Source organism: Arcobacter sp. CECT 8983 (assembly GCF_004118855.1).
Lineage (GTDB): Bacteria > Campylobacterota > Campylobacteria > Campylobacterales > Arcobacteraceae > Halarcobacter.
This window is the reverse complement of record NZ_PDKF01000008.1, coordinates 369,171-395,617: the sequence shown is the minus strand read 5'-3', so window position 1 is coordinate 395,617 and position 26,447 is coordinate 369,171. Positions and strand designations below refer to the sequence as shown.

General features: G+C 27.0%; 28 protein-coding genes. 13 read left to right on the top strand and 15 right to left on the bottom strand.

Features of this window, described 5'->3' with window-relative positions:
• Positions 1-17: 17 nt before the first annotated feature.
• The 8 genes from CRV01_RS10955 to CRV01_RS10920 all read right to left on the bottom strand — a co-directional run bounded on the left by CRV01_RS10955 (position 18) and on the right by CRV01_RS10920 (position 5,587).
• Positions 18-806 (bottom strand): TatD family hydrolase, encoded by a 789-nt coding sequence (locus CRV01_RS10955; protein WP_129008250.1) that lies wholly within the window; start codon positions 804-806, stop codon positions 18-20.
• Positions 803-1,108: a hypothetical protein gene (locus CRV01_RS10950; RefSeq protein ID WP_129008249.1), complete on the bottom strand. Its 306-nt coding sequence runs from the start codon at positions 1,106-1,108 to the stop codon at positions 803-805. Before CRV01_RS10950 ends, CRV01_RS10955 begins: the two co-directional genes overlap by 4 nt.
• 75 nt (positions 1,109-1,183) lie before the next feature.
• Positions 1,184-2,512 carry an HslU--HslV peptidase ATPase subunit gene (hslU, locus tag CRV01_RS10945; protein ID WP_129008248.1) on the bottom strand — a complete coding sequence of 443 codons (1,329 nt, stop codon included), beginning with the start codon at positions 2,510-2,512 and terminating at the stop codon, positions 1,184-1,186.
• Positions 2,513-2,518: 6 nt separating this feature from the next.
• Entirely contained in the window at positions 2,519-3,055 is a 537-nt protein-coding gene (gene hslV, locus CRV01_RS10940; protein WP_129008247.1) for an ATP-dependent protease subunit HslV, read from the bottom strand.
• Positions 3,055-3,504 carry a 50S ribosomal protein L9 gene (rplI, locus tag CRV01_RS10935; RefSeq protein WP_129008246.1) on the bottom strand — a complete coding sequence of 150 codons (450 nt, stop codon included), beginning with the start codon at positions 3,502-3,504 and terminating at the stop codon, positions 3,055-3,057. The genes hslV and rplI overlap by 1 nt, the downstream gene beginning before the upstream one ends.
• Before the next feature lie 83 nt (positions 3,505-3,587).
• Positions 3,588-4,187, bottom strand: coding sequence for a hypothetical protein (locus CRV01_RS10930; protein ID WP_129008245.1), 600 nt, complete (start codon positions 4,185-4,187; stop codon positions 3,588-3,590).
• A gap of 71 nt (positions 4,188-4,258) precedes the next feature.
• Positions 4,259-4,921 (bottom strand): HPP family protein, encoded by a 663-nt coding sequence (locus tag CRV01_RS10925; protein WP_129008244.1) that lies wholly within the window; start codon positions 4,919-4,921, stop codon positions 4,259-4,261.
• Between the two features lie 24 nt (positions 4,922-4,945).
• Positions 4,946-5,587 carry a recombinase family protein gene (locus tag CRV01_RS10920; protein WP_129008243.1) on the bottom strand — a complete coding sequence of 214 codons (642 nt, stop codon included), beginning with the start codon at positions 5,585-5,587 and terminating at the stop codon, positions 4,946-4,948.
• 226 nt (positions 5,588-5,813) lie between these two features.
• On the opposite strand from CRV01_RS10920, the gene CRV01_RS10915 reads away from it, so the two are divergent.
• The 7 genes from CRV01_RS10915 (at position 5,814) to CRV01_RS10885 (ending at position 11,953) form a co-directional block, all read left to right on the top strand.
• Positions 5,814-6,368, top strand: coding sequence for a UbiX family flavin prenyltransferase (locus CRV01_RS10915; RefSeq protein ID WP_129008242.1), 555 nt, complete (start codon positions 5,814-5,816; stop codon positions 6,366-6,368).
• Positions 6,369-6,370: 2 nt separating this feature from the next.
• Positions 6,371-6,865, top strand: coding sequence for a pantetheine-phosphate adenylyltransferase (gene coaD / locus CRV01_RS10910; protein ID WP_129008241.1), 495 nt, complete (start codon positions 6,371-6,373; stop codon positions 6,863-6,865).
• The gene (tmk, locus tag CRV01_RS10905; RefSeq protein ID WP_129008240.1) at positions 6,856-7,422 is read left to right on the top strand and encodes a dTMP kinase; all 567 of its coding nucleotides are present in this window, start codon (positions 6,856-6,858) and stop codon (positions 7,420-7,422) included. Before coaD ends, tmk begins: the two co-directional genes overlap by 10 nt.
• Complete coding sequence (hisS, locus tag CRV01_RS10900; RefSeq protein WP_129008239.1) at positions 7,415-8,632, top strand: histidine--tRNA ligase; 1,218 nt, start codon at positions 7,415-7,417, stop codon at positions 8,630-8,632. The genes tmk and hisS overlap by 8 nt, the downstream gene beginning before the upstream one ends.
• Before the next feature lie 2 nt (positions 8,633-8,634).
• Positions 8,635-10,440 carry a biosynthetic arginine decarboxylase gene (gene speA / locus CRV01_RS10895; RefSeq protein ID WP_129008238.1) on the top strand — a complete coding sequence of 602 codons (1,806 nt, stop codon included), beginning with the start codon at positions 8,635-8,637 and terminating at the stop codon, positions 10,438-10,440.
• Positions 10,441-10,501: 61 nt separating this feature from the next.
• The gene (cysE, locus tag CRV01_RS10890; protein WP_375234268.1) at positions 10,502-11,215 is read left to right on the top strand and encodes a serine O-acetyltransferase; all 714 of its coding nucleotides are present in this window, start codon (positions 10,502-10,504) and stop codon (positions 11,213-11,215) included.
• Between the two features lie 3 nt (positions 11,216-11,218).
• Complete coding sequence (locus tag CRV01_RS10885; protein WP_129008236.1) at positions 11,219-11,953, top strand: sulfite exporter TauE/SafE family protein; 735 nt, start codon at positions 11,219-11,221, stop codon at positions 11,951-11,953.
• On the opposite strand, the gene acnA is transcribed toward CRV01_RS10885, so the two are convergent.
• From acnA to CRV01_RS10870, 3 genes are all read right to left on the bottom strand, one after another.
• On the bottom strand, positions 11,946-14,486 hold the full coding sequence (gene acnA, locus CRV01_RS10880) for an aconitate hydratase AcnA (RefSeq protein WP_129008235.1): 2,541 nt from the start codon (positions 14,484-14,486) through the stop codon (positions 11,946-11,948). The genes CRV01_RS10885 and acnA overlap by 8 nt on opposite strands.
• 64 nt (positions 14,487-14,550) lie before the next feature.
• A complete protein-coding gene (locus tag CRV01_RS10875) occupies positions 14,551-15,264 on the bottom strand; it encodes a metallophosphoesterase family protein (protein WP_129008234.1) in 714 nt (237 codons plus the stop codon).
• Between the two features lie 84 nt (positions 15,265-15,348).
• On the bottom strand, positions 15,349-15,963 hold the full coding sequence (locus CRV01_RS10870) for a TetR/AcrR family transcriptional regulator (protein ID WP_164970053.1): 615 nt from the start codon (positions 15,961-15,963) through the stop codon (positions 15,349-15,351).
• A gap of 108 nt (positions 15,964-16,071) precedes the next feature.
• Here CRV01_RS10870 and CRV01_RS10865 point away from each other — a divergent pair, with 108 nt between their 5' ends.
• Entirely contained in the window at positions 16,072-16,626 is a 555-nt protein-coding gene (locus CRV01_RS10865; RefSeq protein WP_129008232.1) for an NAD(P)H-dependent oxidoreductase, read from the top strand.
• A gap of 105 nt (positions 16,627-16,731) precedes the next feature.
• The gene (gene uvrA, locus CRV01_RS10860; protein ID WP_129008231.1) at positions 16,732-19,545 is read left to right on the top strand and encodes an excinuclease ABC subunit UvrA; all 2,814 of its coding nucleotides are present in this window, start codon (positions 16,732-16,734) and stop codon (positions 19,543-19,545) included.
• Positions 19,546-19,574: 29 nt separating this feature from the next.
• Here uvrA and CRV01_RS10855 read toward each other — a convergent pair whose 3' ends face one another.
• Complete coding sequence (locus tag CRV01_RS10855) at positions 19,575-19,937, bottom strand: hypothetical protein (RefSeq protein WP_129008230.1); 363 nt, start codon at positions 19,935-19,937, stop codon at positions 19,575-19,577.
• Positions 19,938-20,112: 175 nt separating this feature from the next.
• On the opposite strand from CRV01_RS10855, the gene CRV01_RS10850 reads away from it, so the two are divergent.
• A complete protein-coding gene (locus CRV01_RS10850; RefSeq protein ID WP_129008229.1) occupies positions 20,113-21,162 on the top strand; it encodes a hemolysin family protein in 1,050 nt (349 codons plus the stop codon).
• Complete coding sequence (locus CRV01_RS10845; protein ID WP_129008228.1) at positions 21,147-21,632, top strand: HugZ family protein; 486 nt, start codon at positions 21,147-21,149, stop codon at positions 21,630-21,632. Before CRV01_RS10850 ends, CRV01_RS10845 begins: the two co-directional genes overlap by 16 nt.
• Before the next feature lie 3 nt (positions 21,633-21,635).
• Here CRV01_RS10845 and CRV01_RS10840 read toward each other — a convergent pair whose 3' ends face one another.
• Positions 21,636-21,974 (bottom strand): MerR family transcriptional regulator, encoded by a 339-nt coding sequence (locus CRV01_RS10840; RefSeq protein ID WP_129008227.1) that lies wholly within the window; start codon positions 21,972-21,974, stop codon positions 21,636-21,638.
• Between the two features lie 190 nt (positions 21,975-22,164).
• Between CRV01_RS10840 and CRV01_RS10835 the strand changes: the two genes are divergently transcribed.
• Entirely contained in the window at positions 22,165-22,818 is a 654-nt protein-coding gene (locus CRV01_RS10835; protein ID WP_129008226.1) for a tRNA-uridine aminocarboxypropyltransferase, read from the top strand.
• On the opposite strand, the gene CRV01_RS10830 is transcribed toward CRV01_RS10835, so the two are convergent.
• The gene (locus CRV01_RS10830) at positions 22,812-23,471 is read right to left on the bottom strand and encodes a hydrogenase-4 component G (protein WP_129008225.1); all 660 of its coding nucleotides are present in this window, start codon (positions 23,469-23,471) and stop codon (positions 22,812-22,814) included. The genes CRV01_RS10835 and CRV01_RS10830 overlap by 7 nt on opposite strands.
• 166 nt (positions 23,472-23,637) lie before the next feature.
• Here CRV01_RS10830 and CRV01_RS10825 point away from each other — a divergent pair, with 166 nt between their 5' ends.
• Complete coding sequence (locus tag CRV01_RS10825; RefSeq protein WP_129008224.1) at positions 23,638-25,266, top strand: murein L,D-transpeptidase; 1,629 nt, start codon at positions 23,638-23,640, stop codon at positions 25,264-25,266.
• Here CRV01_RS10825 and CRV01_RS10820 read toward each other — a convergent pair.
• Entirely contained in the window at positions 25,243-26,400 is a 1,158-nt protein-coding gene (locus CRV01_RS10820; RefSeq protein WP_129008223.1) for a hypothetical protein, read from the bottom strand. The two genes, CRV01_RS10825 and CRV01_RS10820, sit on opposite strands and share 24 nt — an antisense overlap.
• Between the last annotated feature and the right edge of the window lie 47 nt (positions 26,401-26,447).

The following is a 26,447-nucleotide window of genomic DNA, read 5'->3' as shown; positions in this document are numbered from 1 at the left end:
AATAGGTAATATTTTATCTAAATTATTTTAGAAAATTGCTTAAATAACTTAATAGTATTATCTACAGTAAGTTTTTGAACTTCTTCTAATGGTATTTCTAAAAGTTCTGAAACTTTTTCGGCTACAAAATTTGTGTAATAAGGTTCATTTCTTTTTCCTCTATGAGGATGAGGAGTTAAATATGGGCAATCTGTTTCTAGTATTAATTTATCAAGGGGAATTTTAGGTAAAATTTCTACTAACTTCCTTGCATTTTTAAAAGTTAGAACCCCACCTATTCCAAAATAGAAATTATGTTTTGCTAAAGGTAGTAAATGTTCACTTGCATTAAAACAGTGTAATACTCCACCAACTTCTTTTGCATCATACTCTTCTAAAATTATTCTTGAATCATTTGAAGCTTCTCTAATATGTACAATCAAAGGTTTATTTACTTTTTTAGCAAACTCTATTTGATCAATAAATACTTCTTTTTGAAGTTCTATATTTTGTTTTTTTTCAATTTCATCTTCTGGAAGTCTAAAATAGTCTAAACCGCACTCACCCACTGCTATACATTTAGGATGAGAAATATACTCTTCTAAAACTTTTCTATCATATTGTTCAATATCATATGGATGAACACCTGCTGAGAAAAAAACTTCATCATATTTTTCTGCTAATTTTTGAGCTCTTGGAAGATCATTTAAATCTGCACCTGGAATTAAAAAACCTTTAATCCCATTTTCTAGTGCACGAATTATTACTTCATCAATATCATCGTAATACTGGCTATTGTCTAAGTGACAGTGAGAATCTATAATTATGAGAAATGCCTTTTTTCAATTAAATTTAATAATGAGTTTAAATCTTGTAAGTCACTTCCTTTGATCCAAGAATCAATACCAAAATTCCTAAATGCATCAAAATCACTTTCATCATCAACTATAGCAATTGAGATAAACTCTTCAGTACAAGCCTCATGTTTATTTTCTTCAAAATCAAATATAGTATCTATATCTAAAATTGCTACTTGAGCTTCTCCACTACAACCACTTTGAAAATGCTCAACTGTGTGTTTATTATCAATTAATGATTCTTCAATTTCTCTAAATGTTACGATTTTCATTGACTTACTCCAATTTACAATTTAATTCATTTTATCAAAAATAAAGTTAAACTTTTAAAACATATTTAATAAATTTTATAAAATATACCGCGCCGTATCTTCATTATCTACAATATCTTCTAGTTTTTCTTCAACTAATTCTTTTGTAATAATAATTTTTTCACCTGCTTTTGTATCTGCTTCAAAAGATATATCTTCAATTACTTTTTCAATTACAGTATGAAGTCTTCTTGCTCCAATATCTTCTGTTTTTTCATTTGCACTTACTGAATACTTAGCAAAAGCATGAATTGCTTCATCATCAAACTCTAACTCTACATCTTCAACAGCAAGTAATGCTTTATATTGTCTAAGTAAAGAGTTTTTTGTATTTGTTAAGATTTGATAAAGAGCATCTTCATTTAAGTTTTCTAACTCAACTCTTAAAGGAAATCTTCCTTGTAACTCTGGCAATAAATCACTTGGTTTAGAAACATGAAATGCACCAGCAGCTATAAAAAGAATATGGTCAGTTTTTATTTGCCCAAATTTAGTATGAACTGAACTTCCTTCAACAATTGGAAGTAAATCTCTTTGAACACCCTCTTTTGATGGGTCTTGATTTTGTGTTTTAGAACCAGTTGCAATTTTATCAATTTCATCTAAAAAAATAATACCACCATTTTCAGCTCTTTTAATAGCTTCAATTTTAATAGCTTCTTGATCAAGAAGATTTTCGCTTGCAACATCTTTTAATAAAACTTTTGCATCTTTTATAGTTACTTCTTTTTTAACTTTCTCTTTATTTAGTCCACCAAGCATTTTATTTAAACTTTCTTGCATAGAACTCATATCCATAGGCATTGATGAATCAATAATTTCAACATGTGCTTTTTTAGGAACCTCTATCTCAATTTTTTTATCATCTAATTCACCAGCAAGTAATTTTGCTTCCATTTTATTATATGTTTTAATAAATGATTCTCTAGCACTATCAGTTGCTGTTTCAGGTAAAGGAGGAACTAATATTTCAATAATTTGTTTATTAATCTCTTCATCTATTTTATCTTTAATTTTTTCTTCAAACTCTTTAGTTACTAAATTAATTGATTCAAAAACTAAATCCCTAACCATAGATTCAACATCTCGTCCCACAAAACCAACTTCTGTATATTTTGATGCTTCTACTTTAATAAATGGTAATCCCATCATTTTTGAAAGTCTTCTAGCTATTTCAGTTTTACCTACACCAGTACTTCCAATCATTAGAATATTTTTTGGCATAATCTCTTCTTGAAGTTCTGGCTCAACTTTCATTCTTCTATATCTATTTCTTAATGCCAATGCGATTGTTTTTTTTGCATTATCTTGACCAATTACATAATCATCTAAAAAAGTAACAATCTCTTTAGGTGTCATATCCATTATATATTAATCCTCTATTTCTAATATTTTAATATTTTGATTTGTATATATACAAAGTTCTCCAGCAATCATTAATGACTCTTTTACTAAATCAACTGGTTTAAGATCAGAATGTTTTGCAAGTGCTCTTGCTGCTGAAATTGCAAAATTTCCACCACTTCCAATTGAAGCAATACTTCCATCTTCTGGTTCAACAACATCACCAGTTCCAGAAAGAATAAAAATATGTTCTTTATTTAAAACAATCATCATTGCTTCTAATCTTCTTAGAACTTTATCTTTTCTCCACTCTTTTGAAAAAGCAACAACAGCTTTAAGTAGATCACCTTTTGTTGTTTCTAGATGCGTTTCAAACATATCAAAAAGATTAAAAGCATCTGCAGTACTTCCTGCAAAACCTGCTAGTATTTGGTCTTTATATAATCTTCTGATTTTTGTAGCATTACCTTTTAATACAGTATTTCCAAAAGTAACCTGACCATCTCCACCAATTACTGCTTGTCCTTGTCCTTTATATGCAAGTATTGTAGTTGCGTCAAACACTATTGAACTCCTATAATATCCACTTTTAAAGTAGCATGAATTCCATGACCCAGTTTACAATCAACTTCAAAAATACCTTCTGCTTTGATTTTTGATTTTAAAGTTAATGTTTTTTTATCTAAATCAATATCAAATTGAGTTTTTAACTCTTCACTAATCTCTTTATTAGTCACAGAACCAATTAAATGACCATTTGCACCAATTTTATGTTTTACTGTTAGTTTTGTAGAATTTAACTTTTCTGAAAGCTCTTGAGCTTCAGCAATCTCTTGAGCTTCGATTTCAGCTAATTTTCTTTGTTGAGCTTTATATTTATTAAGAACTTCATTAGTAGCAAGAAGAGCAAGACCTTTTCCAATTAAAAAATTCTTACCATATCCGTCTTTAACTTCAACTACATCACCTTCTTTTCCAGTTCCTTTAACATCTTTTAATAATAATACTTTCATAATTTCTCCATTTTCAAAAAGTGAATTATTTTACTATAAGTTGTTTGAAGTGAGAATTAATCTAATAATTTTTAGAATTTATTCTATGCGTAAATAGAAAAAGAGTTATAGTTATTTGAGTCACTCAAAACTTGACTTAATGAGTTTTGAACTATATTTTGTGTTTGAGTTTGTGTTAAAGAAGAACTTTGTGAACTTAGATTTTCAATCATCTGTTTTACTGACTCTTTTGTATCATCTTTTAAAGCTGCAATTTTACTTGCGAAATCTTCAACTTGTTCTTTAGAAAAAGATGGTGTTTCATTATTGTCATTGTTTTCTAAAAGTAAGTCTTTTAATGCAATAGTTAAAGCTTCCTCTTCTTTTTTAAACTCATCTAAAGAATTAGATGGATTTGAAGCTTGTATATTTTGAGGTAAAACACTTGCAAGCTGACCTATTTGTTGAGCATCAAAACCTAAGCTATCCATAAAGTTATTTAACTGTCTAGATGGTTCTATATTTGCTTCATCAAAAGCTTGTGTTATTTCTACTGCATCTTGATTTGAAAGATTTGAAGAGTCATAATTTGATAATACTGAACGAACAGTACTATATTCATCAGAAGTTAATCTAGATATAACATCATTAACACCATAACCTGACATTGATACATCTGATACTGAAGAAACAGAATTAATCATCTTTTACCTTTCATTTATTTTTACTAATTATAAGAAATATTTAAAATTTTGTCAATTTTTAAATTTAATAATTAACCCCAAATTTGTAAAGGAGGAGTATTTGCAACTGCTTTTAAAATATTAGCTCTTGAAACAATTCCTCTGATCATATCGTTTTCATCTACTACTGGAATTGCCGTTAAAGAAAAGTCAACCATTACTTTTGCAACTCTTCTTATATCTGTCAAAGGATGAGCTGTAATAACTTCTCTTAATTCTAAATTGTCTAATGTTTTTTCTGAATTATGTTCTGCATACTCTAAATCATTGAAGATATAATCTAAAAGTACTTTGTGAGTTACCATTCCAATAATCTTATTAGTTTCTGGGTCTAAAATAGGAATTTGTCTTATTTCATTTTCTTCCATGATTTCATATGCTTCATTGACTTTATTATTAGTGTTTAATGTAATAACATCTGTTCTCATTAAATCACTAATATGGAAGATTGGTTCTTTTGTATCAATATTTGCAATTTCTTTATAAGTGTTTGCTGCATCTTTTTCTAAAAGTTGCTCAAAGGAATTTTTATTTTGCCCTTGGTCTTTTTTCTTTTCTTTAACACTGTGATCTTTAGGTAAACCTTCTTCTGTATTATTTCTTGCTTCAGATACTGATTCAACATTAGACATAGAATAAAGATTATCTATAGTACTTCTAAAGTTTAAGCCACCCTTATTATAAATTGCAAACATATCACTCTTCTTTCAACTTCCTAATTAACTTGCAATATCTAAAGTATTAGGAAGATTATTTCTAATATTTCTTTTTTTAACATAGTTATTTAAACCTATATGATTATTATATCCTAAAAGTTTTGCAATTTTTCTAACAGATAAACCTACTGCTAATAACTCTTCAATTTTATCTCTTTGTTTATCAAATTTAGATTTTTGAATTGTTCCTTTTGGTTTACCTAAATGTTCACCTTTTAATTTTTTTGCAGTTAATGCTTCTTTTGTTCTTAAACTCATTAACTCTTTTTCTAATCCAATTGTCATAGAAACAACACCAAGTATCATTTGAGTTAACATATCTTTATCATCAATTAAATCAAGATTTTGTTTAACAACAATTATTCTAATTTTATTTGATAAAAGAAACTTTAACACTTCTAAAATAGTTTCAATTGTTCTTCCAAAAACATTTAAATCATAAACTAAAAGAGTAGATGAAGATTCACAGTTTTTTAAAAAATCCAAAATATTTCTTTCTTCAACAGGAGTATCAATTTCAATTTCTATATTTTCTGAAATAGAAATATTGTTTTTTTCCACATAATTTTTTATACCTTCTCTTTGTGAATTCGTATAAACTTCATTGTTGTTATTAACTCTTACAAAACTTAAAATTCTAGACATCTTATTTCCTTAAACAAAAAGTATTATTTTATATTTTTTAGCTAACATATTGTTAAATAAAAGATATAAAATAGTTATACAAAATGATATATAAACATTGCTTAAATTTAGATTAAATTTTATACATTTTTATATAATTTTTTATTGTATTTTTATGTTGGTTTTTGAAAATAAAGTCATTTTTCGATAACATCTAATTCTTCTAAATAATCTTTAAAGGTTTTAAATGAAATTAGTTGTTGCTATAACTGGTGCTAGTGGTTCTAGACTAGGTTTAAAATTCATACAAAAACTTCCTAATAACATAGAAGTTCACGCAGTTATTTCTAAAAGCGCTAAAAAAGCTTTAAAACTTGAAGAAAATATAAGTGTAAAAGATTTGATAAATGAAAGAAAAAACTCGTTTATCTACAAAGAAACTCAAATAGAAGCCCCTATCTCGTCAGGTTCTTTTAAAACAGACAAGATGATTATTCTTCCTTGCTCTATGAATACCCTTGCAAAATGTGCTGTTGGAATTAGTGATAACTTAATCACTAGAGCATTTACAGTTATGATTAAAGAGAATAGAGACGTTATTCTAGCTCCTAGAGAAATGCCTTATTCTTCAATTGCATTAGAGAATATGTTAAAACTTTCAAAACTAGGTGTAACTATTGCTCCACCAACACTTGCATATTATTCAAAGCAAGATTCATTGGACATGATGGAAGATTTTATGATAGGGAAATGGTTTGATTTATTAAAAATTGACCACAATTTATATAAAAGATGGGAATAAAGATGGCAGAAAAAACTAAAAAACCTATTGACTCATATAGAAAAGCTATTTATAGTGGGACTTTTGACCCAATTACAAATGGACATATGGACATTATTAGAAGAGCTACAAATATCTTTGATGAAGTTGTTATTGCAGTTGCAAAAAGTGAAACAAAAGGCCCAATGTTTTCCCATGAACAAAGGGTTGAATTTGCTAAAGCTGCAACTAAAGGTATGGAAACAGTTAGAGTAATTGGATTTGATACTTTATTAGTTGATTTAGCCACAGAACTTGAGATACATACTATTATTAGGGGACTTAGAGCTGTTTCTGATTTTGAATATGAACTACAAATGGGTTATGCAAACTCATCAATCAATAAAAAAATAGAAACACTTTATTTAATGCCAACATTAGAAAATGCTTTTGTTTCTTCAACAATAGTAAGAGAAATAATCAGGTTTAATGGTAAATTCTGTCATCTTGTTCCAGACGAGGTATTAAAATGTATGTAGTAATTGAAGGAGTTGATACTGCTGGTAAATCAACTCAACTTGAAATTTTGAAAAAAAATCATAAAGAAGCGATTTTTACAAAAGAACCAGGTGGAACAGAAATAGGTTTAAAACTAAGAGCAATGGCTTTAAATGGCGAAGCAACAAGTACAACAGCAGAAATGTTTTTATTTCTTGCAGATCGAGCAGAGCACATAGAACAAGTTATAAAGCCTAATCAAGAAAAAATGGTTATTAGTGATAGAAGTATAATCAGTGGTATTTCTTATGCCAAAGAGTTACCATTAGAAGTTGTTACAAGCTTAAACTTAATAGCAACACAAAATACACTACCTAGCCACGTTATCTTACTTGAGTTATCAAAAGAAGAGCTAACAAAAAGATTAAGTGGAAAAACTAATGACTCTATTGAATCAAGGGGTATTGATTATTTACTTGATATCCAAAATAGAATGAAAAAAACAATTGAGATGTTGAATTTAAATCATATTTATATTGATGCAAGCCTAAGCATTGAAGAGATTTCACAAAAAATAGAAGGATTTATAAATGGCTAATATTCAAAGTTTAAGAGGTATGAATGATATTTTAAATGAAGATAGTAAATACTTTACATACTTTATTGAAAATGCATCAAAAATTGCAAAGAACTATGGTTTTTCGTATATTGAAACTCCTATACTAGAAGAAACAGCCCTTTTTAAAAGATCTGTAGGCGAAAGCTCTGATATTGTAAATAAAGAGATGTATCAATTTATAGACAAAGGTGAAAACGATGTGTGCTTAAGACCAGAAGGGACTGCTGGCGTTGTTAGAAGCTTTGTACAAAATAAATTTGATAGAGCTGGAGGAACATATAAATGGTTCTACTATGGACCAATGTTTAGATATGAAAGACCTCAAAAAGGAAGACTAAGACAGTTCCACCAATTTGGTTGTGAAGTATTTGGTCAAGCTTCTGTTTATGAAGATGCAAACATCATTATGATGTTAAAAGATATTTTAGATTTCTTTGAAATTAAGTTTACTTTACAACTTAATTCACTTGGTTGTCCAAACTGCATGCCAACGTATAGAGAAAACCTAGTTAAGCATTTAACAACTTTCAAAGATAAACTTTGTGAAGACTGTAATAGAAGGATTGAAACAAATCCTATTAGAGTTTTAGATTGTAAAAATGAAAACTGTCAAAAACTATTATACGATGCTCCTAAGATCACAAATAATCTTTGTGAAAAATGCGATACTGATTTTGAAAAACTAAAAGAAATTTTAGACTTCAATGGTATTAAATATGAGATAGATACAAACTTAGTTAGAGGGTTAGATTACTACTCTCAAACTGCCTTTGAATTTACTTCAAATGAAATTGGAGCACAAAGTGCAATTGCAGGTGGAGGAAGATATGACAAACTTGTTGAATTCCTTGGAGGAAGAGAAACTCCTGGTATTGGATTTGCAATTGGTATTGAAAGACTACTAGAGCTTGTAAAAATAAAAGAACAAAAAGAAGATGTAATTTATGTAGGTGCAATGGATGAAAAAGCATTAAATTTAGTATCTAAAATTGTAAATAATAAAAGAAAAACTTCTAAAACTATTATGGAATATACTCCAAGAGGTTTTGGTAAACACTTTAAATTAGCAGAAAAACAAGGAGCAAATATTGTTGCTTTAATTGGTGAAAATGAATTAAATGATAACACTATTTATGTAAAAAATATTGAAACACAAGAAGAAAAAACTATTAAAATAGAGGACTTTTAACATTGGAAAATTATGGTATTGATCTTTGGGCTGATGATAACTTTTTCATTGATGGAGGATTTGTTAAAATAAATCATGCATCAAAGCCTGCAATTATAGATATAGTAAAAGACATTAGGGCTCAAGATTTTAAAGGTCCTTTATTGCTTAGGTTTCCACATCTAACAAAGAAACAGATTTCAAAACTGTTTACTTTATATAACAATGCTATTAAAGAGTATGATTATAAAGGGAAGTTTAATGCAGTATTTCCTTTAAAGGTAAATCAATTACCAAATTTTTTATTACCATTAGTAAAATCAGGTGAAGAATTTGGTTATGGCTTAGAAGCAGGAAGTAAAGCCGAACTATTTCTTGCTATGACTTATAATAAGTATGGAGCACCTATTACTATTAATGGATTTAAAGATAAAGAAATGATTCATATGGCATTTATTGCTAAAAAAATGGGTCATGATATAACTATTATTATCGAAGGTTTAACTGAACTTGAAATAATACTTGAAGTAGAACAAGAAACATCTTTACCAACTCCTAGTGTAGGAATTAGAGTTAGACTATTTAATAGTGGTGGTGGAGCTTGGGCGAAATCAGGTGGAATTGACTCAAAATTTGGGCTTAGTTCAACTGAGATTTTAGAAGCCTATGAACTACTTAAAACAAATAACTTACTTGATTGTTTAACAATGATTCATTTCCATATTGGTTCTGCAATGACAACTATTAAGCCACTAAAAAAAGCTTTAAAAGAGTCAGGTCATATTTATGCTGAACTTAAAAATATGGGTGCTATAAATTTAAGTGCAATTAATATTGGTGGTGGATTAACAGTTGAATATTCACAATATCAAAGAACTACACAATACCATTTACAAGAGTTTGCAAATGATGTAATTTTTACACTTAAAAATATTGCAAAACAAAAAGGTGTTGAAGAACCAGATATCTATACAGAATCAGGAAGATTTATTTCTGCAAATAGTACTGTGTTAATAGCACCTGTACTTGAATTATTTTCAGCAGAATATGAAGAAAATAACTTAAGATTAAAAGAAGTTAATCCTCCTTTAATAGAAGAATTAAATGAATTATATGAAGATATTAATAGAAAAACTGCTTTAGAATATATGCATGATAGTATGGATCATTTAGAATCATTATTAAAACTTTTTGATTTAGGTTATATTGATTTACAAGATAGAAGTAATGCAGAGATATTAGCACAGTTAATAATTAAAAAGTCTATAAGTTTACTTGAAATAGAAGATTATGCAGAGTTAAAAAGAATTGATAATAAAATACAAGAAAAATATTTATTAAACTTTTCAATCTTTCAGTCACTACCTGATCTTTGGGGAATAGACCAAGAATTTCCTATAATGCCAATTACACATTTAGATAAAAAACCTACAAGAAGTGCCTCTTTATGGGATATAACTTGTGATAGTGATGGAGAAATAGAGTTTAATGCAAGAAAACCTCTATATTTACATGATGTTGACTTAGAAAAAGAAGAATATTATCTTGCCTTTTTTAATGTAGGTGCTTATCAAGATACTTTAGGAATGAAACATAATTTATTTTCTCACCCTACTGAAGTTAATGTTGTTTTTGAAAATAATAAATTGAAATTAGAAAAAATACTTGAATCACAAAAAATTATTGATATATTAGAAGATATTGATTATGACACTGATGAAATAAAAAATATTTTAGAAAAAAATTTAGATAAAAACACCTATGAAATTTTAGAGAAGTATTTACATGAAAATAGTTATTTAAAAACAGCGTGGAGTTATAATGAATAAAATAAATGAACAAAATATACATGAAAAAATAAAAACACACATTTTAAATGAACAAAAAAAGATATCTTTATGGCAACAGATAAAAGAAGATTTTTCTGTTCCAAAATTAAATGACCCTGCTTTAGACTCTAGCTTTGAACTATTTTTTAACTATCCTGGAGTTTGGGCAATTATGAATCATAGAATTGCAAATAGACTTTATAATAAAGGATGGACAAAAACTGCTAGAGCTCTAGTAGGCATAGGTTCACTTTTTACTAAAACTGATATTCATCCAGCTGCAACAATTGGAAGAAGAGTATTTATAGACCATGCAATTGGCGTTGTTATTGGAGCCACTACTGTTATAGAAGATGATGTTCTTATTTATCAAGGGGTAACTTTAGGTGGAGTAAGTCTTGATAAGGGTAAACGTCACCCTACTATTAGAAAAAATGCAGTTATTGGTAGTGGAGCTAAAGTTTTAGGAAATATCATAATTGATAAAAACTCTAAAGTTGGAGCAAATTCTGTTGTAGTATGTGATGTACCTAAAAACTCAACTGCAGTTGGTGTTCCTGCTAAAATTATCAAAAAAGATAAAAAGAATTGTAAACTTGCACATGATGATTTGCCTGATATAAATAAAGAGATGTTTAAATATCTTATTGAAAGAATTCATATTTTAGAAGAAGTTTTAAAAGAACAAGATGGTATTGATGTAAGTGACAAAGACAAAAGATTAGAAGAAGATTACAATAAATTTATTAATGCAATGAACTCTATAAAGAAGTAAAACATGTATGAATTATTAGCATTTGGAGCACTAACTGGATTTATCTCTGGTTTTTTTGGAGTTGGAGGAGGAATGGTTCTTGTTCCTATGCTTTTATTTGCTGGGTTTATTATGAAAGAAGCTGTTTCAATATCTATTATGCAAATGATATTTTCTTCAATTTATGGTTCTTTTCTTAACTCTAAAAAAGCTAAAAATGTTTTAAAAGATGGTTTAATCATTGGAATTGGTGGTTTTTTTGGAGGTTTACAAAGTGGTTTTATTATCACTAACTTTTCAAATGAAACATTACAATATGTTTTTATAGTTATCTTATTTTATTCTATAATCTCAATATTTAAATCTCCAGCAGAAATACATGAAGATGAAAAAAAGAGTAGTAGTAAATTCTTTTTATTTATTATAGGTGCATTAATAGGAGTTACTGCAATGAGTATTGGTGTTGGTGGTTCAATTCTTTTAACTCCCATACTTGTTAGATTTTTAAATTATGATTTAAAAAAAGCTACATCATTAGGACTATTTTTTGTTATCTTTTCATCTATTGCAGGATTTACTTCTTTAACAATACATAATCAAATGCTTTTTAAAGAAGGTGCAACTGTAGGTATAGCTTCACTTATTGGAGTATATTTTGGAATAAAATTAAAAAATAGTATAAAATCAACATCATATAAAAAATATATTTTGCTTTTATATCTTGTAATTTTTATCTCAATGGTTTATAAAACTATTTAAAACTATTAAATAAAAATGGAAATATTCCTCCATTTTTATAATATTCTAATTCTATTTTTGTATCAATTCTTACTTTTAAATCTATTTGAACCTCATCATATCCTCTATTTATATAAGCTTTTATTTTGCCCTCAATTATAAGTTTATCACTAATAAAAGATAGATTTTCATCTCCTTTTAATTTTAATGAATCAATATCATCATCAATAAACTCTAAAGGTAATATTCCATAAGCAATTAAGTCTTTTCTATATTTTTCATCAAATGATTTTGCAATAATTACTTTTACACCAAGTAAGTTCATTCCCTTACTTGCCCACTCTTTTTGTTTTCCCATACCAAAATTATGACCTGCAACTACAACTAAAGGCTTTTTTAAATCTTTAAATTTTTGTGATTTTTCATAAATAGATACTATTTCATTATTTTCATAATCAAAAGTATAAGCAGACTCTTTTGATACCATTCTATTTTTTAATTTAGGATGTTCAAATATTCCTCTTATCATTAGCTTGGCATTAGCTTTTCTACTACCAAAGGTATTGTACTCAAAGGATTTTATTCCTTTTTCTTCTAAATACTTAGAAGCTGTAGAGTATAAAGGTATTTGCCCCATAGGTGAAATTTGTTCAGTAGTTATGTTATCATCAAATAAAGCTAACAATCTTGCTCCATGAATATCTAACTTTTCTTCTTTATTTTCAGTATAAAACATAGATGCTTGTATATACGTAGAATTATCATTCCATTTATAATTCTTTGTATTTTCTACTTCTAAGTTTTGCCAAAACTCATTTCCTTTGAAGATATCTTTGTATATGTCTTTATATAAAGTATAATCTAATTCACTCATATAATCCCCTACTTCTTTAGAACTAGACCATAAATCTTTTAAGTAAATATCTTTATCATCAATTGTACTTATTACATCTTCAAATAAATCAAACTTTGTCGTACCCACTATAGAATATATAACCACTAAAGAAGGAGATGATAAATAATTATAGTTTATTAAAGGATGTAATCTATTTTGAAAGTTTTTACTACCTGAAGTTAAAGAACACACGTCTAACTTGTTATCTTTTATATCAAACTCATACTTATCTTCTAAATTACCAAATAGCTCGCAAGCATATCCAGTAATATAAAAACCTAAGTGTTCTAAGTATTTAAGTAAATCTAATTTTTTTAAAAACTCTTTAATAGCTAAGGAACCAGGAGAAAAAGAAGTTTTAACATACTCTTTAGTATGTAATCCAAACTCATAAGCTTTTTTTGCCACAAGTGCAGCGTGTAGTATTAAATATGGATTTGAAGTTGTTGTACAAGAAGTAATAGAAGCAATTACTACATCTAAGTCTTTTAAATATGAACCACTTTTATTAATTTGTTGTTCTTTTAACTCTTCTACTTTTATATGTGTATGTACTTTATTAGGTCCAGCAATTGCAGGTTCTAACTCTTCTAAATCAAAATTTATTACTTCATCAAACTCTAATACCTCATCACTATAAAAAAGTTCTTGTCTTTGTAAATACTCTTTTAATAAATATCCATAATCTTCATTGTCCCTTGTCTTATTAAAATAATCTATTGTTTTATCATCTATAGTAAAAAAAGAGCATACTGCTTCATACTCAGGGGCCATATTTGCAATTGTAGATCTATCCTCTAAGGTTAAATGTTTTAATCCATTTCCATGAAACTCTACAAGCTTTCCTTTTATATTACACTCTTTTAATTTACTTGTTAGTGTTAATACTAAATCAGAAGAAGTAACACCTTCTTTTAGTTTACCATGGATATTTACTCCTACTACTTGTGGTAAAGTTAAAGAAACTGGCATTCCAAGTATAGATGTTTTTGCTTGGATTTCATTTACTTTCCAACCTAATACTCCAAGGGAGTTTATCATAGGAGCATGGGAATCTGTTCCAATTAAAGTTTCTGGATAAATAAAGTTTTTATTCTCTTCTCTTTTAAGGTGTAAAATAGTTGATAAATACTCTAAGTTTACTTGATGACATATACCAGAACCAGGTGGTACTACTCTTAACTTATCAAAACTATTTTGTGCCCATTTTATAAATTGGTATTTCTCTTTATTTAACTCATACTCTTTTTCTATATCACTATCAAAGTTATACTCTTCTTCATTTGTATATATATCTAAAGAGTGATCAACTACTAAGTCCACTATTATCTTAGGATTTACATCTTCAACATTTTTTCCAAGTTCTAAAAAAGAGTCTCGCATGGAAGCTAAATCTACAAGTACAGATACCCCTGTATAATCTTGCATTATAACCCTTGAAGGATATAGTTTTATATTTACTCGTTGTTTATTTTTGAAAATATTGATTATTTCATAAAGTTCGTTTTCATTACTTGCATTTCGTAAGTTTGCTTCTAAAAGTATTTTTAAAACAACAGGTAACTTTTTTAATTCTTTATTCTCTTGCATTACAGCTTTTATGTCATAGTAATAAAAAATCTCACCTTGTATCTCAAAACTATTTATATATCTATTCAACTCTTTTCCCTAATATAATAATATTAATTTATTACTATTATAATTAAAAGTATTAAAAAACTAGTTAGACAGATATAACTTCATTGGTTTCTATACAATATGCACTTAATTTACCCAAGTTTTGTTCTTTTTTATAACAACATCCTGTATCAACATTTATATAGTGTTTACTTGTATCTATACTTGAAACAGGTGTATGTCCAAATATATTAAAAATAGCAGAATTTTCTTTTGGAGGCTTTCTATTCCATAAAGCATATTGTTCTACTGTCTTCTTATTTTCTTTAGATTCTACTAGATTCCAAATATCAGCAAAAGAAGCATGGGATATAACTATTGGTTTATTATTTTTCTTTTTATCTAATCTAATATATAAAGGTAAACTTTTTAACCAATCAATATCTTCTTTATATTGTTTAAAACCTTTGTTATTTTTATTACAAATTAATTTCCCATCATATTTATCAGTTGCTATTAAATCGTAAGACTTTAATGTTTCTTTACCACCATTTTTTATCCATGCGTCTAAAAAACCTGTAAAAGGAATATTTGGATAATCTTTTATAAAGTATTCACTGAAATCTATCATCATTTTTTCATGATTACCTAATACACATTTATAGCCATTTTCTTTTATAATTTCTATAACTTTGTTTGATTTACTTCCTCTATCAACAATATCCCCAACAAATATAATTTCACTATTTGTAGGAATTTTTTTTATTAATAATATTAAGTCATCATACTCGCCATGAACATCACCAATTATATATGTCATAATATTCTCCTAAAGAGATAATAATCTATATAATAATTACTTTTAACTAAAGAAGAGAAAAAATATATTAATTAATAGTCTATATTAATTTTTTTGTTTTTTTATACCATTAAGTAATGAATCAAAAGAGATTTTATATAACTCATTTATATTATTCTTAATATTAATATGTCCATCTATATATAAAATTGCTATTCCATGAATCAAAGCATGTATTGTTTGAGCTTGTAAAAAAGAGTTTTCTATTTTTAAAATATCTTTTTCTTTCCCCTCTTCTAATAACATTATTAAAAGTGTAAAACTATCTTCTATATTCTTATCAGCAAGAGTACAAGTATTTTCTCTTATATCTTGGTATTTTTCACCAAATAAAACTCTATATAAATTTGGATTATTTATTGCAAAATCTAAATAAGAATCACTCATTGCAGATAATCTTTCTAAAACTGTTCCATTATTTTTATTTAATGTTGGGATTAATGTTTCTTCAAAAAGATTAAATCCATAAGCAATTACATTTTGTATTAAATCTTGTTTTGAGGAGAAGTGTCTATATATTGCACTTCTTGAAGTGTTTAGTTTATCACTTAAAAATTTTAAAGTAAGAACTTCTATTCCTTCTTTTGAGATAGTTTCTAATGCTAACTGCAACATCTCTTCTTTTAAGTTTCCGTGGTGATATTTTGACGATTTCTTCAAATTACTACTTCTTTTCATAAAGATATTATATCATAAGTTTATTTTCCAATGTTGACAATGTTAACATCATTATGTTAACATCGTTAACTTAAATTCAAAAGGACGATTATGAAAAATATATTAGTAATACTAGCTCATCCAAATGAGAAATCATTAAACCACTACATTGCATCACTTATCAAAGAGGAGATGTCAAAAAAAAATAGTGTAGAATTTATTGATTTATATAAATCAGAATATCAACAAGGTTTTTATCAACTAGAAGATAAAAAAACAAAAGAGAAAACATATTTTCAAGAAAAAATTTCTAAAGCAGATGAAATAGTATTTGTATTTCCATATTGGTGGGGATCAATTCCTGCAATATTAAAAAATTGGATAGATTGGAATTTTTCTACAAACTTTGCATATAAATACAAAAACTCAAGACCTGTGGGACTATTAAAAAACAAAAAAGTTACAATATTTACAACAACTGGAGCTCCAAAATTTTATTATGCATTAACTGGTGCAAATAGAAGACATAAAAATATGTGGAAAGAACAGATTATAAACTTTTGTGGTATGGAATTGTCAAGTTTTAATATTTTTGGTGGAATAGATACAAAACTAAAGAATATTAATAAAATTAGAAACCATATAATTAAGATTATTAATCAATAGATATTAAATAACATTACAATTTAATAAACTAATATTTTATCTATATTTAGTTTCATCTTTATCTGGTATAATGCCCATTTAAAATTTAATGAATATTGGAATACTATGCAAGATACAATCAAAATATTTAATGCCAAAGAAAATAACTTAAAAAATATAAATTTAGAGATTCCGAAAAATAAACTTGTAGTTTTTACAGGGCTTTCTGGTTCTGGTAAGTCTACTTTAGCTTTTGATACTTTATATGCAGAAGGACAAAGAAGATATATAGAATCTTTAAGTGCTTATGCAAGACAATTCTTAGATAAAGTGGGAAAACCAGATGTTGAAAGAATTGAAGGACTAACACCTGCAATTGCTATTGATCAAAAGACTACATCTAAAAATCCAAGGTCTACTGTTGGAACTATTACTGAAGTATATGATTACTTTAGACTTTTATATGCAAGAGTTGGAAAACAACACTGTCATAAATGTGGAGAGCCTATTTCAAAAATGTCTGCAACTGATGTAATAGAACAAGTACTAAAACTACCTGACAACTCAAAAATTGTTATTTTAGCTCCACTAATTAACAGAAAAAAAGGTACTTTTGCAGACTTACTAGAATCTTTAAGAGGTAAAGGTTATGTAAGAGCTATGATTGATGGTGTTATGGCTAGACTTGATGAAGATATTGAGCTAGAAAAAAATAAAATGCATACAATCAAAGTTGTAATTGATAGAGTTGTAGTAAAAGATGAAAACAAAGATAGAATTGCACAAGATGTTGAAAAAGGTTTAAAAGAGTCTTTTGGAGAACTTGAAGTTGAAGTAATGAACCATGAAGAAGTAGGAGTTGATAAGCATATCCACTACTCTGAACATATGGCTTGTTTTGATTGTAAAATATCTTTTGAACCACTTGAACCTTTATCATTTTCATTTAACTCACCTAAAGGAGCTTGTTCTTCTTGTGATGGCCTTGGTATTAGATATGCTTTAGATATGAAAAAAGTAATAAATGAGGAACTACCTGTAGAGGATGGGGCTATTAAAATTATTTATGGTTTTAATAAAGGTTACTATTTTAAAATGCTTATGGCCTATTGTGAAGGTGCTGGCATTGATATTACAATTCCATTTAAAGAATTACCTGAACATCAACAAAAATCAATTTTACATGGTGGAGTTGAAGAAGCAAAATTTACATGGAAAAGACATAGTCTAACAAGAAAATGGGAAGGTATTGTAAAAATTGCCTATGACATGATTAAAGATGAAAAAGAAATGGCTGAGTTTATGACAGAAAAGATTTGCTCTGATTGTGGAGGAAATAGACTTAAACCTTCATCTCAAAGTGTATATGTTGCAAATAAAACAATTTCAGATGTTATAAATAAACCTATTGAAGAAGCACATAAATTTTTCCAAGATGACAAAAATTTTGAATATTTTAGTGACCAAGAAAAGATGATTTCAGCCCCTATTTTAAAAGAAATACGTGAAAGAATTTTCTTTTTACATGATGTGGGATTAGGATATATTACTCTTGGACGAGATGCAAGAACAATTTCAGGAGGAGAAGCTCAAAGAATTAGAGTTGCCTCACAAATTGGTTCAGGTCTTACAGGAGTTATGTATGTACTTGATGAACCATCTATTGGACTACACGAAAGAGATACAAATAAACTTATTAAAACACTTAAAGCTTTACAAGAAAAAGGTAATACTGTTATTGTTGTAGAACATGATAAAGAGACTATTGAAGCAGCAGATTTTATTGTAGATATTGGTCCAAACGCAGGTAAATTTGGTGGTGAAATTGTTTTTGCTGGAACATTAAAACAAATGAATAAAGCTAAAACTTTAACTGCTCAATATGTAAGTGGTAAAAAGAAAATTGATTATCTACATAATAGACCTCAAGAAGATTTTATAAAAATCAAGAATGTAAATATCAATAATATTAAAAATCTAGATGTAGAATTACCACTTAAAAACCTTGTATCAATTACAGGGGTTTCAGGTTCTGGTAAATCTTCACTTATTTTACAAACTCTACTTCCTGTGGCAAAAGAGTTATTAAACCATGCAAAAAAAGTTAAAAAAGTAGATGGAGTAGAAATTGAAGGCTTAGAAAAACTTGATAAAGTAATTTATCTTGACCAAAGTCCTATTGGAAGAACTCCAAGATCTAATCCTGCAACATATACAGGTTTAATGGATGAAATTAGAACACTATTTTCTAAAACTAAAGAAGCAAGCCTTAGAGGTTATAAAATTGGTAGATTCTCATTTAACGTAAAAGGTGGAAGATGTGAGAAATGTCAAGGTGAAGGTGAAATTAAAATAGAAATGCACTTCTTACCAGATATAATGGTTAAATGTGATGACTGTCAAGGTAGAAGATATAATGCTCAAACTTTAGAAATCCTTTACAAAGGGAAAAATATTTCAGATGTACTTAATATGAGTGTTGATGAAGCTTTAGAATTCTTTGTAAAAGTGCCTAAAATTAAAGCAAAATTACAAACACTTTCAGATGTGGGACTTGGATATATTACTTTAGGACAAAATGCAGTTACTCTTTCAGGAGGGGAAGCTCAAAGAATTAAGTTATCAAAAGAGTTAAGTAAAAAAGATACAGGAAATACTCTTTATGTACTAGATGAGCCAACTACAGGTTTACACTTTGCTGATGTTGATAGACTTACAAAAGTATTACACCATTTAGTTGAAGTAGGAAACTCTGTATTAGTTATTGAACATAACTTAGATATTATCAAAAACTCTGATTGGATTATTGATATGGGTCCTGAAGGTGGAAGTAAAGGTGGAGAAATTGTTGCTGAAGGTACGCCTGAAGAGTTAGCAGCAAACCATAAAAAAACAAAATCATACACAGGATATTATTTAGATAAAGAGATAAACTCTTAAAATAAACAGCTTGAAGCTTATACAGCTTCTTATGCTGTTTCTTCTTTTGCTTGTGAGATTAAATAGGCTTTTAATCTCATCATTTCATCAGTAGGATACTGATTTTCAGCCTCACCTCTTATAGCTTTTACATAAAAATCTTTTGATTTATTATTAAAACCAAAATTCAAATTTGTAAGCACTACTTCTTGATAAGGTGTAGCATTAACTTCTTCTTTTATAGAAGATACTTCTTCATTCTCTTTAACTTTTGAAAGCTTTTCGAGAATAACCTCTTTAGGTTCGTGACCCTCTTTAAGTTTTGCAATTTCATTAGAGGGTTGAACTTGCTGAATTAGAATTTGATTATTCTCAGCAGCTTGATCAATTTTCGGGATTAATCCATATTCCATGACTACCTCCTCATTGCTTATATTTAATTATACTTAAATTTTTAAATTTTTGTCAAAAAAGAATACTTTAAAGATAAAATTTGGTATTATATGTTGTTAATTTTAATCAAACAAAGGAGTAATTATTGGAAGATAGTTCCCAGAGGCGTAGCTTACTACATTTTAAAGGTTCAAAATGGAACTTTTAATAATCCTCTTTATAGCCGTAATTGGCGTTTCTTTTTTATGTTCAGTTTTAGAGTCTGTGATTCTTTCAACTAACTTTTCTTATATTTCAGTTTTAGAAGAAAAAAATCCTGAAACAGGTAAACTTCTTAAAAATCTAAAGACAGATATAGATAGTTCAATCGCTTCAATCTTAATTCTTAATACTATTGCAAATACTTTAGGTGCAACTGCTATTGGTGTACAAGCACAAAATGTATTTAGTGGTGATAAAACATTAGTGATGATAGTTTCTATCCTTCTTACTTTTGCCATTTTATTTTTTGCAGAGATTATTCCTAAAACAATTGGTGCAGTTTATTGGAAACAATTAGCTCCCCTTGCAACAAGATTTATTAAGTTTTTTGTAATATTAACTTTTCCTATAATCAAAGCAACTCAGTTTGTTACTAAAAAGATAAAAGGAAAAGATAGTAGTGATTCAATATCAAGAGAAGAGTTAATTCACACGACTTTATTAAGTGAAGAAGAAGGTGTTATTGGAGATTTAGAATCAGATATCATAGAAAATACTCTATCATTAAATGATATTAAAATCAAAGATATTTTAACACCAAGATCAGTTATGTATGCAATCAATAAGGACTCTATTATAAAAGATATATTAGAGGACAAAAGAACTTACAAATTTTCAAGAGTTCCAATATACGATGAAACAATTGACAACATTGTAGGAGTAGTTCTTACTAAAAAGCTTTTTAAACAAGCAATTAGAGATAAAAATGCAACAATGGAATCTATAATGAAACCAGTTTTTGCATTAAATGAGAATATTCCTGTAGGAAAAGCACTTAGTAAGTTTATTCAGAAAAAAGAACATATGTTTATTGTTCTTGATAATTATGATCAAACAGAAGGTATTATTACCTTAGAAGATTGTATCGAAACACTTCTTGGTTTAGAAATCATGGATGAGCTTGATACAACAGCAGATATGAGAAGACTTGCACTAAATAAAATGAAAGCAAAAAGAAAGGAAAGAGCATCGAAAGGAGCATAAAAAAGTTTCTAGAGAACTTCCAGAGTTTAGTAATTTCTTCATTAGATGAGCATAACTTACCTTTTACAAGTTATGCTCCATTTGTGCGAAAAGACAATAAGTTTTATGTATATCTTAGCTCTATGGCTAAGCACTCACATAATCTAACAAAAAATAAAAATAGCTCTATTTTTTTTATTGAAGATGAACAAGAGTGTGAAAATATTTTTGCAAGAAAAAGAGTTGTTTATCAATGTACAACAAAAAAACAAGCTCGTGATACAGAAGAGTTTAAAGAACTAATCTCTTTATTTGAAAGCAAACATGGAGAAACAGTTTCAATGTTAAAAAATATGAAAGATTTTAGCTTTTTTGAATTTGAAGTTATAAAAGGTGAAGCTATTTTAGGTTTTGGAAAAGCTTTTAATCTTGAAAAAAATAATATATTTGAACTTATTGATAGAAAAGATTTAAAGGGTCATCAAAAGTAGAAGTTATATAACTTCTACATCTGTTATATCAACTCCTGAAAGTTTTTCTAACCTTTGCTCTATTAATTCTAAGAAATCAGATCTATTTTTCTCATCCATGTTATTTTCCAACATTTCAGTAATATATTTAATACCATTTGCATTTATTTTTTTAACACTTGCTAAATAATGAACAAATGCAATAATTTTTATATCACTAATTGAATATAATTTTTTTTGAGTTTTTTTAACAGGTAATAAACCTTTATCTTCATACATTTTAAGTGTTCTAACTTTTGCAGTTAATAACTCAGCAATACTACTTAAAGGTAAAACATCTTTAGAATTATCAAGTAAAGCCAATAAATATCCTTTTTTTAACGAATTATAAATTATTTTATTTAAAAAGAAATTAATAGATGTAAAACATCCTAGAAATAAGTGATTTCATTACTATTAAATCTTTACTTAATAAATCAAGTTTTTAATATTTTTATCTAAGTTTTAATAATTCAAAACTCTAAACTTAGTAAAATTTATGTAAAATTACAAAATGAATAAAGCAAAAACAATTATTAAGCAAAGAGAATTTTGTTATTCTTGCTACAGACCCAAAAGTTCTTGCATGTGTAAATATATAAATAAATTACAAACAAAAACTAAGTTTATAATTCTTATGCATCCGAAAGAGTTTAGAAAAACAAAAAATGGAACAGGTCAATTTACAAAAAATTCTTTATGTAATTCAGAGTTATTTATTGGTATTGATTTTACAAATCATACAAAAATAAATAAAATACTTGAAAATAAAAATAATGACTGCTACTTATTATATCCTAGTAAAAAAAGCCTAAATCTAAGTAAAGAAAAAATCACTTCAAACAAGAATATAGTTATTTTTATAATTGATTCAACGTGGGCTTGTTCTAAAAAAATGATTAAAGAGAGTAAAAACTTACAAAATCTAAAAATGTTAAGTTTTGATGTAAAAAAGATATCAGAGTTTAAAATAAAAAAACAACCAAGTGAATATTGTTTATCTACTATTGAATCTACTCAATATATTATAAATTTATTAAATAAATATGGTTTAGAAAATATATCTTACAAAGATTTAGAAAATATGACTAAACCTTTTAATAAGATGGTTGAGTATCAAATACAATGGGCAGAAAGAAGAAAAGATCCTAGGTACAAAACCTATTGATCTTCTTCTTTTTTAGAAGTATCACCCTCTTCTAACTCTTTTTGAGTATCAGTTTTAAGAAGTTCTTCTATTTTCTTATCAATCATATCTAATGTTTTTTCTTGTGTTTCATAAGAGATATCAGGAAGTTTTCCTCCCCACATTTTTTCCGCCTCTTCAAAACCTTGAACAATACCTTTTCTAGCTTCTTTTAATGCTTCTACATCATTTCCAGCAAGATCAATTACAAAAGAACTAACTCTTTGAGAAGTTTTATTTATTCCAAAAAAACCTTCATCAGCAACTAATTCTTTTGCTTCATCTGGTGATAATTCAGTAATAGGTTTACCCTCATAACCAATTGAAGCAAGACTAAAACCTCCATCTATTTCTTTTCCAGAAAGAAAGTCATAGATTTCAGTATTATTTATTATATTCATTAATGCATTTTGTGCATTTGTATTAGCTTGAGAAAGCTCAACACTTTTGATATTTAAAAATACTTTCATACTCTCCATTGAAATTGAAACATTTACAGCTGAATTATGTATAGAACTATTTTTTTGTTCTTCTGAAGGATTAGCATTGCTAAGACTTTTTCCACCTTGTTTCTGATTAGAAAAATTATTAGAATAAGTATCTAATGCTTTAGTTTTTAAATCTACAGCTTCCATAATAAGCTCCTTATAATATTAAATTGTATTATTCCATTTCTTAAAATTAGTTTAAATATAACAGAATGTATCATTAAGTTTTTATACTAATTTTTATTTTTTTACTTTTATTAATATATTTAGTTAAAATAACCTATAATGAAAAAAACTAAATTGGTTATTAAATATGAGATTTTACTTATTCGCTTTTATTATTAATACTTTTATATTTAACTCTTCTATTTTTTCAGATGAATTAACAATTCAAAGCACTGATGAAAAAATCAGAAAATACTATTATGCTTTTAATAAAGAAACTATCTGGATTGATCAGAATAATCAAGTTAAAGATATTGCTTTTAATTTAATAAAAGAGATTAAAAAAGACAAAATACTTAAACCATTTCTAGATAAATTATTTAATTTAAAGAAAATCGAAAACTTATTAGAACATAGAGACTATCTAAATCAAGAGACAAGAATTCAACTTGATATTCTTCTAACAAAAACATATGAACAATATATGAACTATTTAGCAAAAGGATTTATAAATTGGAAAAAATTTGTAGAAGAACTGCAAAAACTTGAAGAAGAAAATGAAATAAAAGCAAAATGGTCAAAATATGAAGTGAGAAAAAACCATATTAAATTGCTCAAAGACTCAATGGAAAAAAATGATATAAATTATGCAATACATCAAGTAAACTATACTTTCCCATATGCTCAAGATCTTGAAAAAGAGATAATTAGATTAGAAAAAATTGAAAATAATGGTGGATATACAAAGATTCCTCAAATTACAAGACCTTTAAAAAAAGGAAACTTCTATCCTCATATTGATTATATACGAAAAAGACTATATCAAAGTAAAGATATAGACTCTAAAGAATGTTCTAAAATAGTTAAAAATTGTCAATACTATTTTGATGATAAGCTTTTTAAAGCAGTAATAAATTTCCAAAAAAGATATGGACTTATAACAGATGGAATAATAGGAAAAAATACTATAGATAAACTAAATACACCTATTAAAGAAAAAGTAAAACAATTAAGAGTAAATCTAGAAAGAATGAGATGGCTTCCACGAAATCTTGGAGAAAAATATATTTTAATAAATATTCCAGCTTATAAATTAAAATATTTTGAACAAGAAAAGCTTAACTTGAAAATGAATGTTATAGTAGGTAAGAAAAAGTTTCCAACACCTATTTTTAGTCATAAAATGTCAGAAATCATACTTAACCCTTATTGGAAAATTCCTCAAACTATTGTAAAAAAAGAGATTATTCCTAAACTTGCAAAGGATGCTGATTATCTTTCAAAAGAGAGTATAAAAGTTTTTGAAAACTGGGATGTTAAGTCTTTAGAGTTTGATGTTAGTAATGTAGACTGGAGTATGTATTTAAATAATGATTTAATAGGTACTCCCAAAGAAGCTCCAATGAGATTTATACAAACTCCAGGTGGATCAAATCCTCTTGGAAAGGTTAAGTTTTTATTTCCAAACCAATATTCTGTTTATCTTCATGATACACCTGAAAAACAATATTTTAGAATGAATAAAAAAGCTTTCTCACATGGTTGTATAAGGTTGGAAAAACCCTTTGAACTATTTGAAAATATTATTACATTAAATAAAGAGAATATAGAAGTTATCAAAAAATTTGAAGAGAGTGATTATAAGTTAAACAAAAAAATTCCTATTCATATAGTTTACTTAACTGCATGGGTAGAAAACAATAAATTACAATTTAGAGATGATATATATAACTATGACAAAATACAATCAAAACTACTGTTTGAGTCCAGTTTTTAGTTGGGGTCTTAGAGTTTTTATATCATCAAAACTTAAATAATATTTATCTTCAATAAGATATTTCATGAACCTAACTTCTGCATTTGTGAAACCATCTAATTCTTTCTCTTTTATAGATGGTTCTTTTTTTGTAACTCTAACACGCCTTAATTTACCATTTTTATTTTTTACATAATAAACGATATCAAAATCACTACTGTTTATTTTTTCAATTGTCACAAAGATATTTAAAATCTCACCATCATAACTTGGAACTAATTTTTTAAAATCATCTATATTTAAAAACCCTACATAAAGTTTTGTATATATATCAAAAAAGTTTATAAGTCTTTTGGATTTTAAAAAGTTTAAATCAACTAAACATTCACTATTTTGTCTTGATTTTTTTAATATCCACTCTAATGTTTGGAAATATATAAACCTTTTGTGTCTAATTGTATAAGCTTCTATAAATTTTTCATCTGTAAATTTAGTCTTAAAGCCTTTTTTCTTTCTATTGAATACTATCTTTTTAAGAAAATCAATATCTTCTAAATCTTTAGTAATCCAAATAGTACAATAAGCAGGAAATCTTTTTAAACCTACCGTTCCTTCTGTTAGAATAATTAAAGCTCTAATATGTAGATTTGGAAAAAGCAATTTTAATAATGCATATTTTTTATCAAGTCTTTTATTTAAACTTACAGTCTTTTTGGAAGTACTCATTTCAACAAAATATAAAGCATCATCTGTGAAAAATAGTGCATCAAACTCTGAAATATCTTTATAGTTTGATTTATAAACAATCTGAAGACTTCTATCAATCATAAGTCCTGTTTTATACTCACCATCAATTCTATTTTGATGTGGACCTTTTAAAATAAACTGTTTAATAAACTTATTATTAGAAGCATACTCTAAAAGTAGCTCATAAATAATATTTTCATATACCTCACCTTTAAAACTATTAAAGGTTGCCAAATTTTCGATTGAAACATCTTGTTCATTTGATTTTAAAAGTGGCTTTATATTTCTTAGATCATATTTATAATAGAATAGATTTTCTTCGATTTTTGAAAAATTTAAATTTTTTATATCTTGACTTATTTTTAAATGACGCACTCTGTATAAGAAGATTTTATCCTCTTTCTCCATATTTTATTAGTTTTGGGACGATTATAGCCAAAGAAACACCATTTGTA

What these genes read in the sequence shown, in the direction of transcription:
- CRV01_RS10930 (WP_129008245.1), bottom strand. Translation starts at nt 4,187, where the DNA reads ATGATTAATTCTGTTTCTTCAGTATCAGATGTATCAATGTCAGGTTAT.
- CRV01_RS10925 (WP_129008244.1), bottom strand. Translation starts at nt 4,921, where the DNA reads ATGTTTGCAATTTATAATAAGGGTGGCTTAAACTTTAGAAGTACTATA.
- CRV01_RS10875 (WP_129008234.1), bottom strand. Translation starts at nt 15,264, where the DNA reads ATGACATATATAATTGGTGATGTTCATGGCGAGTATGATGACTTAATA.
- CRV01_RS10855 (WP_129008230.1), bottom strand. Translation starts at nt 19,937, where the DNA reads ATGGAATATGGATTAATCCCGAAAATTGATCAAGCTGCTGAGAATAAT.
- CRV01_RS10820 (WP_129008223.1), bottom strand. Translation starts at nt 26,400, where the DNA reads ATGGAGAAAGAGGATAAAATCTTCTTATACAGAGTGCGTCATTTAAAA.
- CRV01_RS10950 (WP_129008249.1), bottom strand. Translation starts at nt 1,108, where the DNA reads ATGAAAATCGTAACATTTAGAGAAATTGAAGAATCATTAATTGATAAT.
- CRV01_RS10885 (WP_129008236.1), top strand. Translation starts at nt 11,219, where the DNA reads ATGTATGAATTATTAGCATTTGGAGCACTAACTGGATTTATCTCTGGT.
- CRV01_RS10865 (WP_129008232.1), top strand. Translation starts at nt 16,072, where the DNA reads ATGAAAAATATATTAGTAATACTAGCTCATCCAAATGAGAAATCATTA.
- CRV01_RS10830 (WP_129008225.1), bottom strand. Translation starts at nt 23,471, where the DNA reads ATGGAAGCTGTAGATTTAAAAACTAAAGCATTAGATACTTATTCTAAT.
- CRV01_RS10835 (WP_129008226.1), top strand. Translation starts at nt 22,165, where the DNA reads ATGAATAAAGCAAAAACAATTATTAAGCAAAGAGAATTTTGTTATTCT.
- rplI (WP_129008246.1), bottom strand. Translation starts at nt 3,504, where the DNA reads ATGAAAGTATTATTATTAAAAGATGTTAAAGGAACTGGAAAAGAAGGT.
- CRV01_RS10915 (WP_129008242.1), top strand. Translation starts at nt 5,814, where the DNA reads ATGAAATTAGTTGTTGCTATAACTGGTGCTAGTGGTTCTAGACTAGGT.
- tmk (WP_129008240.1), top strand. Translation starts at nt 6,856, where the DNA reads ATGTATGTAGTAATTGAAGGAGTTGATACTGCTGGTAAATCAACTCAA.
- coaD (WP_129008241.1), top strand. Translation starts at nt 6,371, where the DNA reads ATGGCAGAAAAAACTAAAAAACCTATTGACTCATATAGAAAAGCTATT.
- CRV01_RS10825 (WP_129008224.1), top strand. Translation starts at nt 23,638, where the DNA reads ATGAGATTTTACTTATTCGCTTTTATTATTAATACTTTTATATTTAAC.
- CRV01_RS10920 (WP_129008243.1), bottom strand. Translation starts at nt 5,587, where the DNA reads ATGTCTAGAATTTTAAGTTTTGTAAGAGTTAATAACAACAATGAAGTT.
- hisS (WP_129008239.1), top strand. Translation starts at nt 7,415, where the DNA reads ATGGCTAATATTCAAAGTTTAAGAGGTATGAATGATATTTTAAATGAA.
- hslU (WP_129008248.1), bottom strand. Translation starts at nt 2,512, where the DNA reads ATGGATATGACACCTAAAGAGATTGTTACTTTTTTAGATGATTATGTA.
- uvrA (WP_129008231.1), top strand. Translation starts at nt 16,732, where the DNA reads ATGCAAGATACAATCAAAATATTTAATGCCAAAGAAAATAACTTAAAA.
- CRV01_RS10850 (WP_129008229.1), top strand. Translation starts at nt 20,113, where the DNA reads ATGGAACTTTTAATAATCCTCTTTATAGCCGTAATTGGCGTTTCTTTT.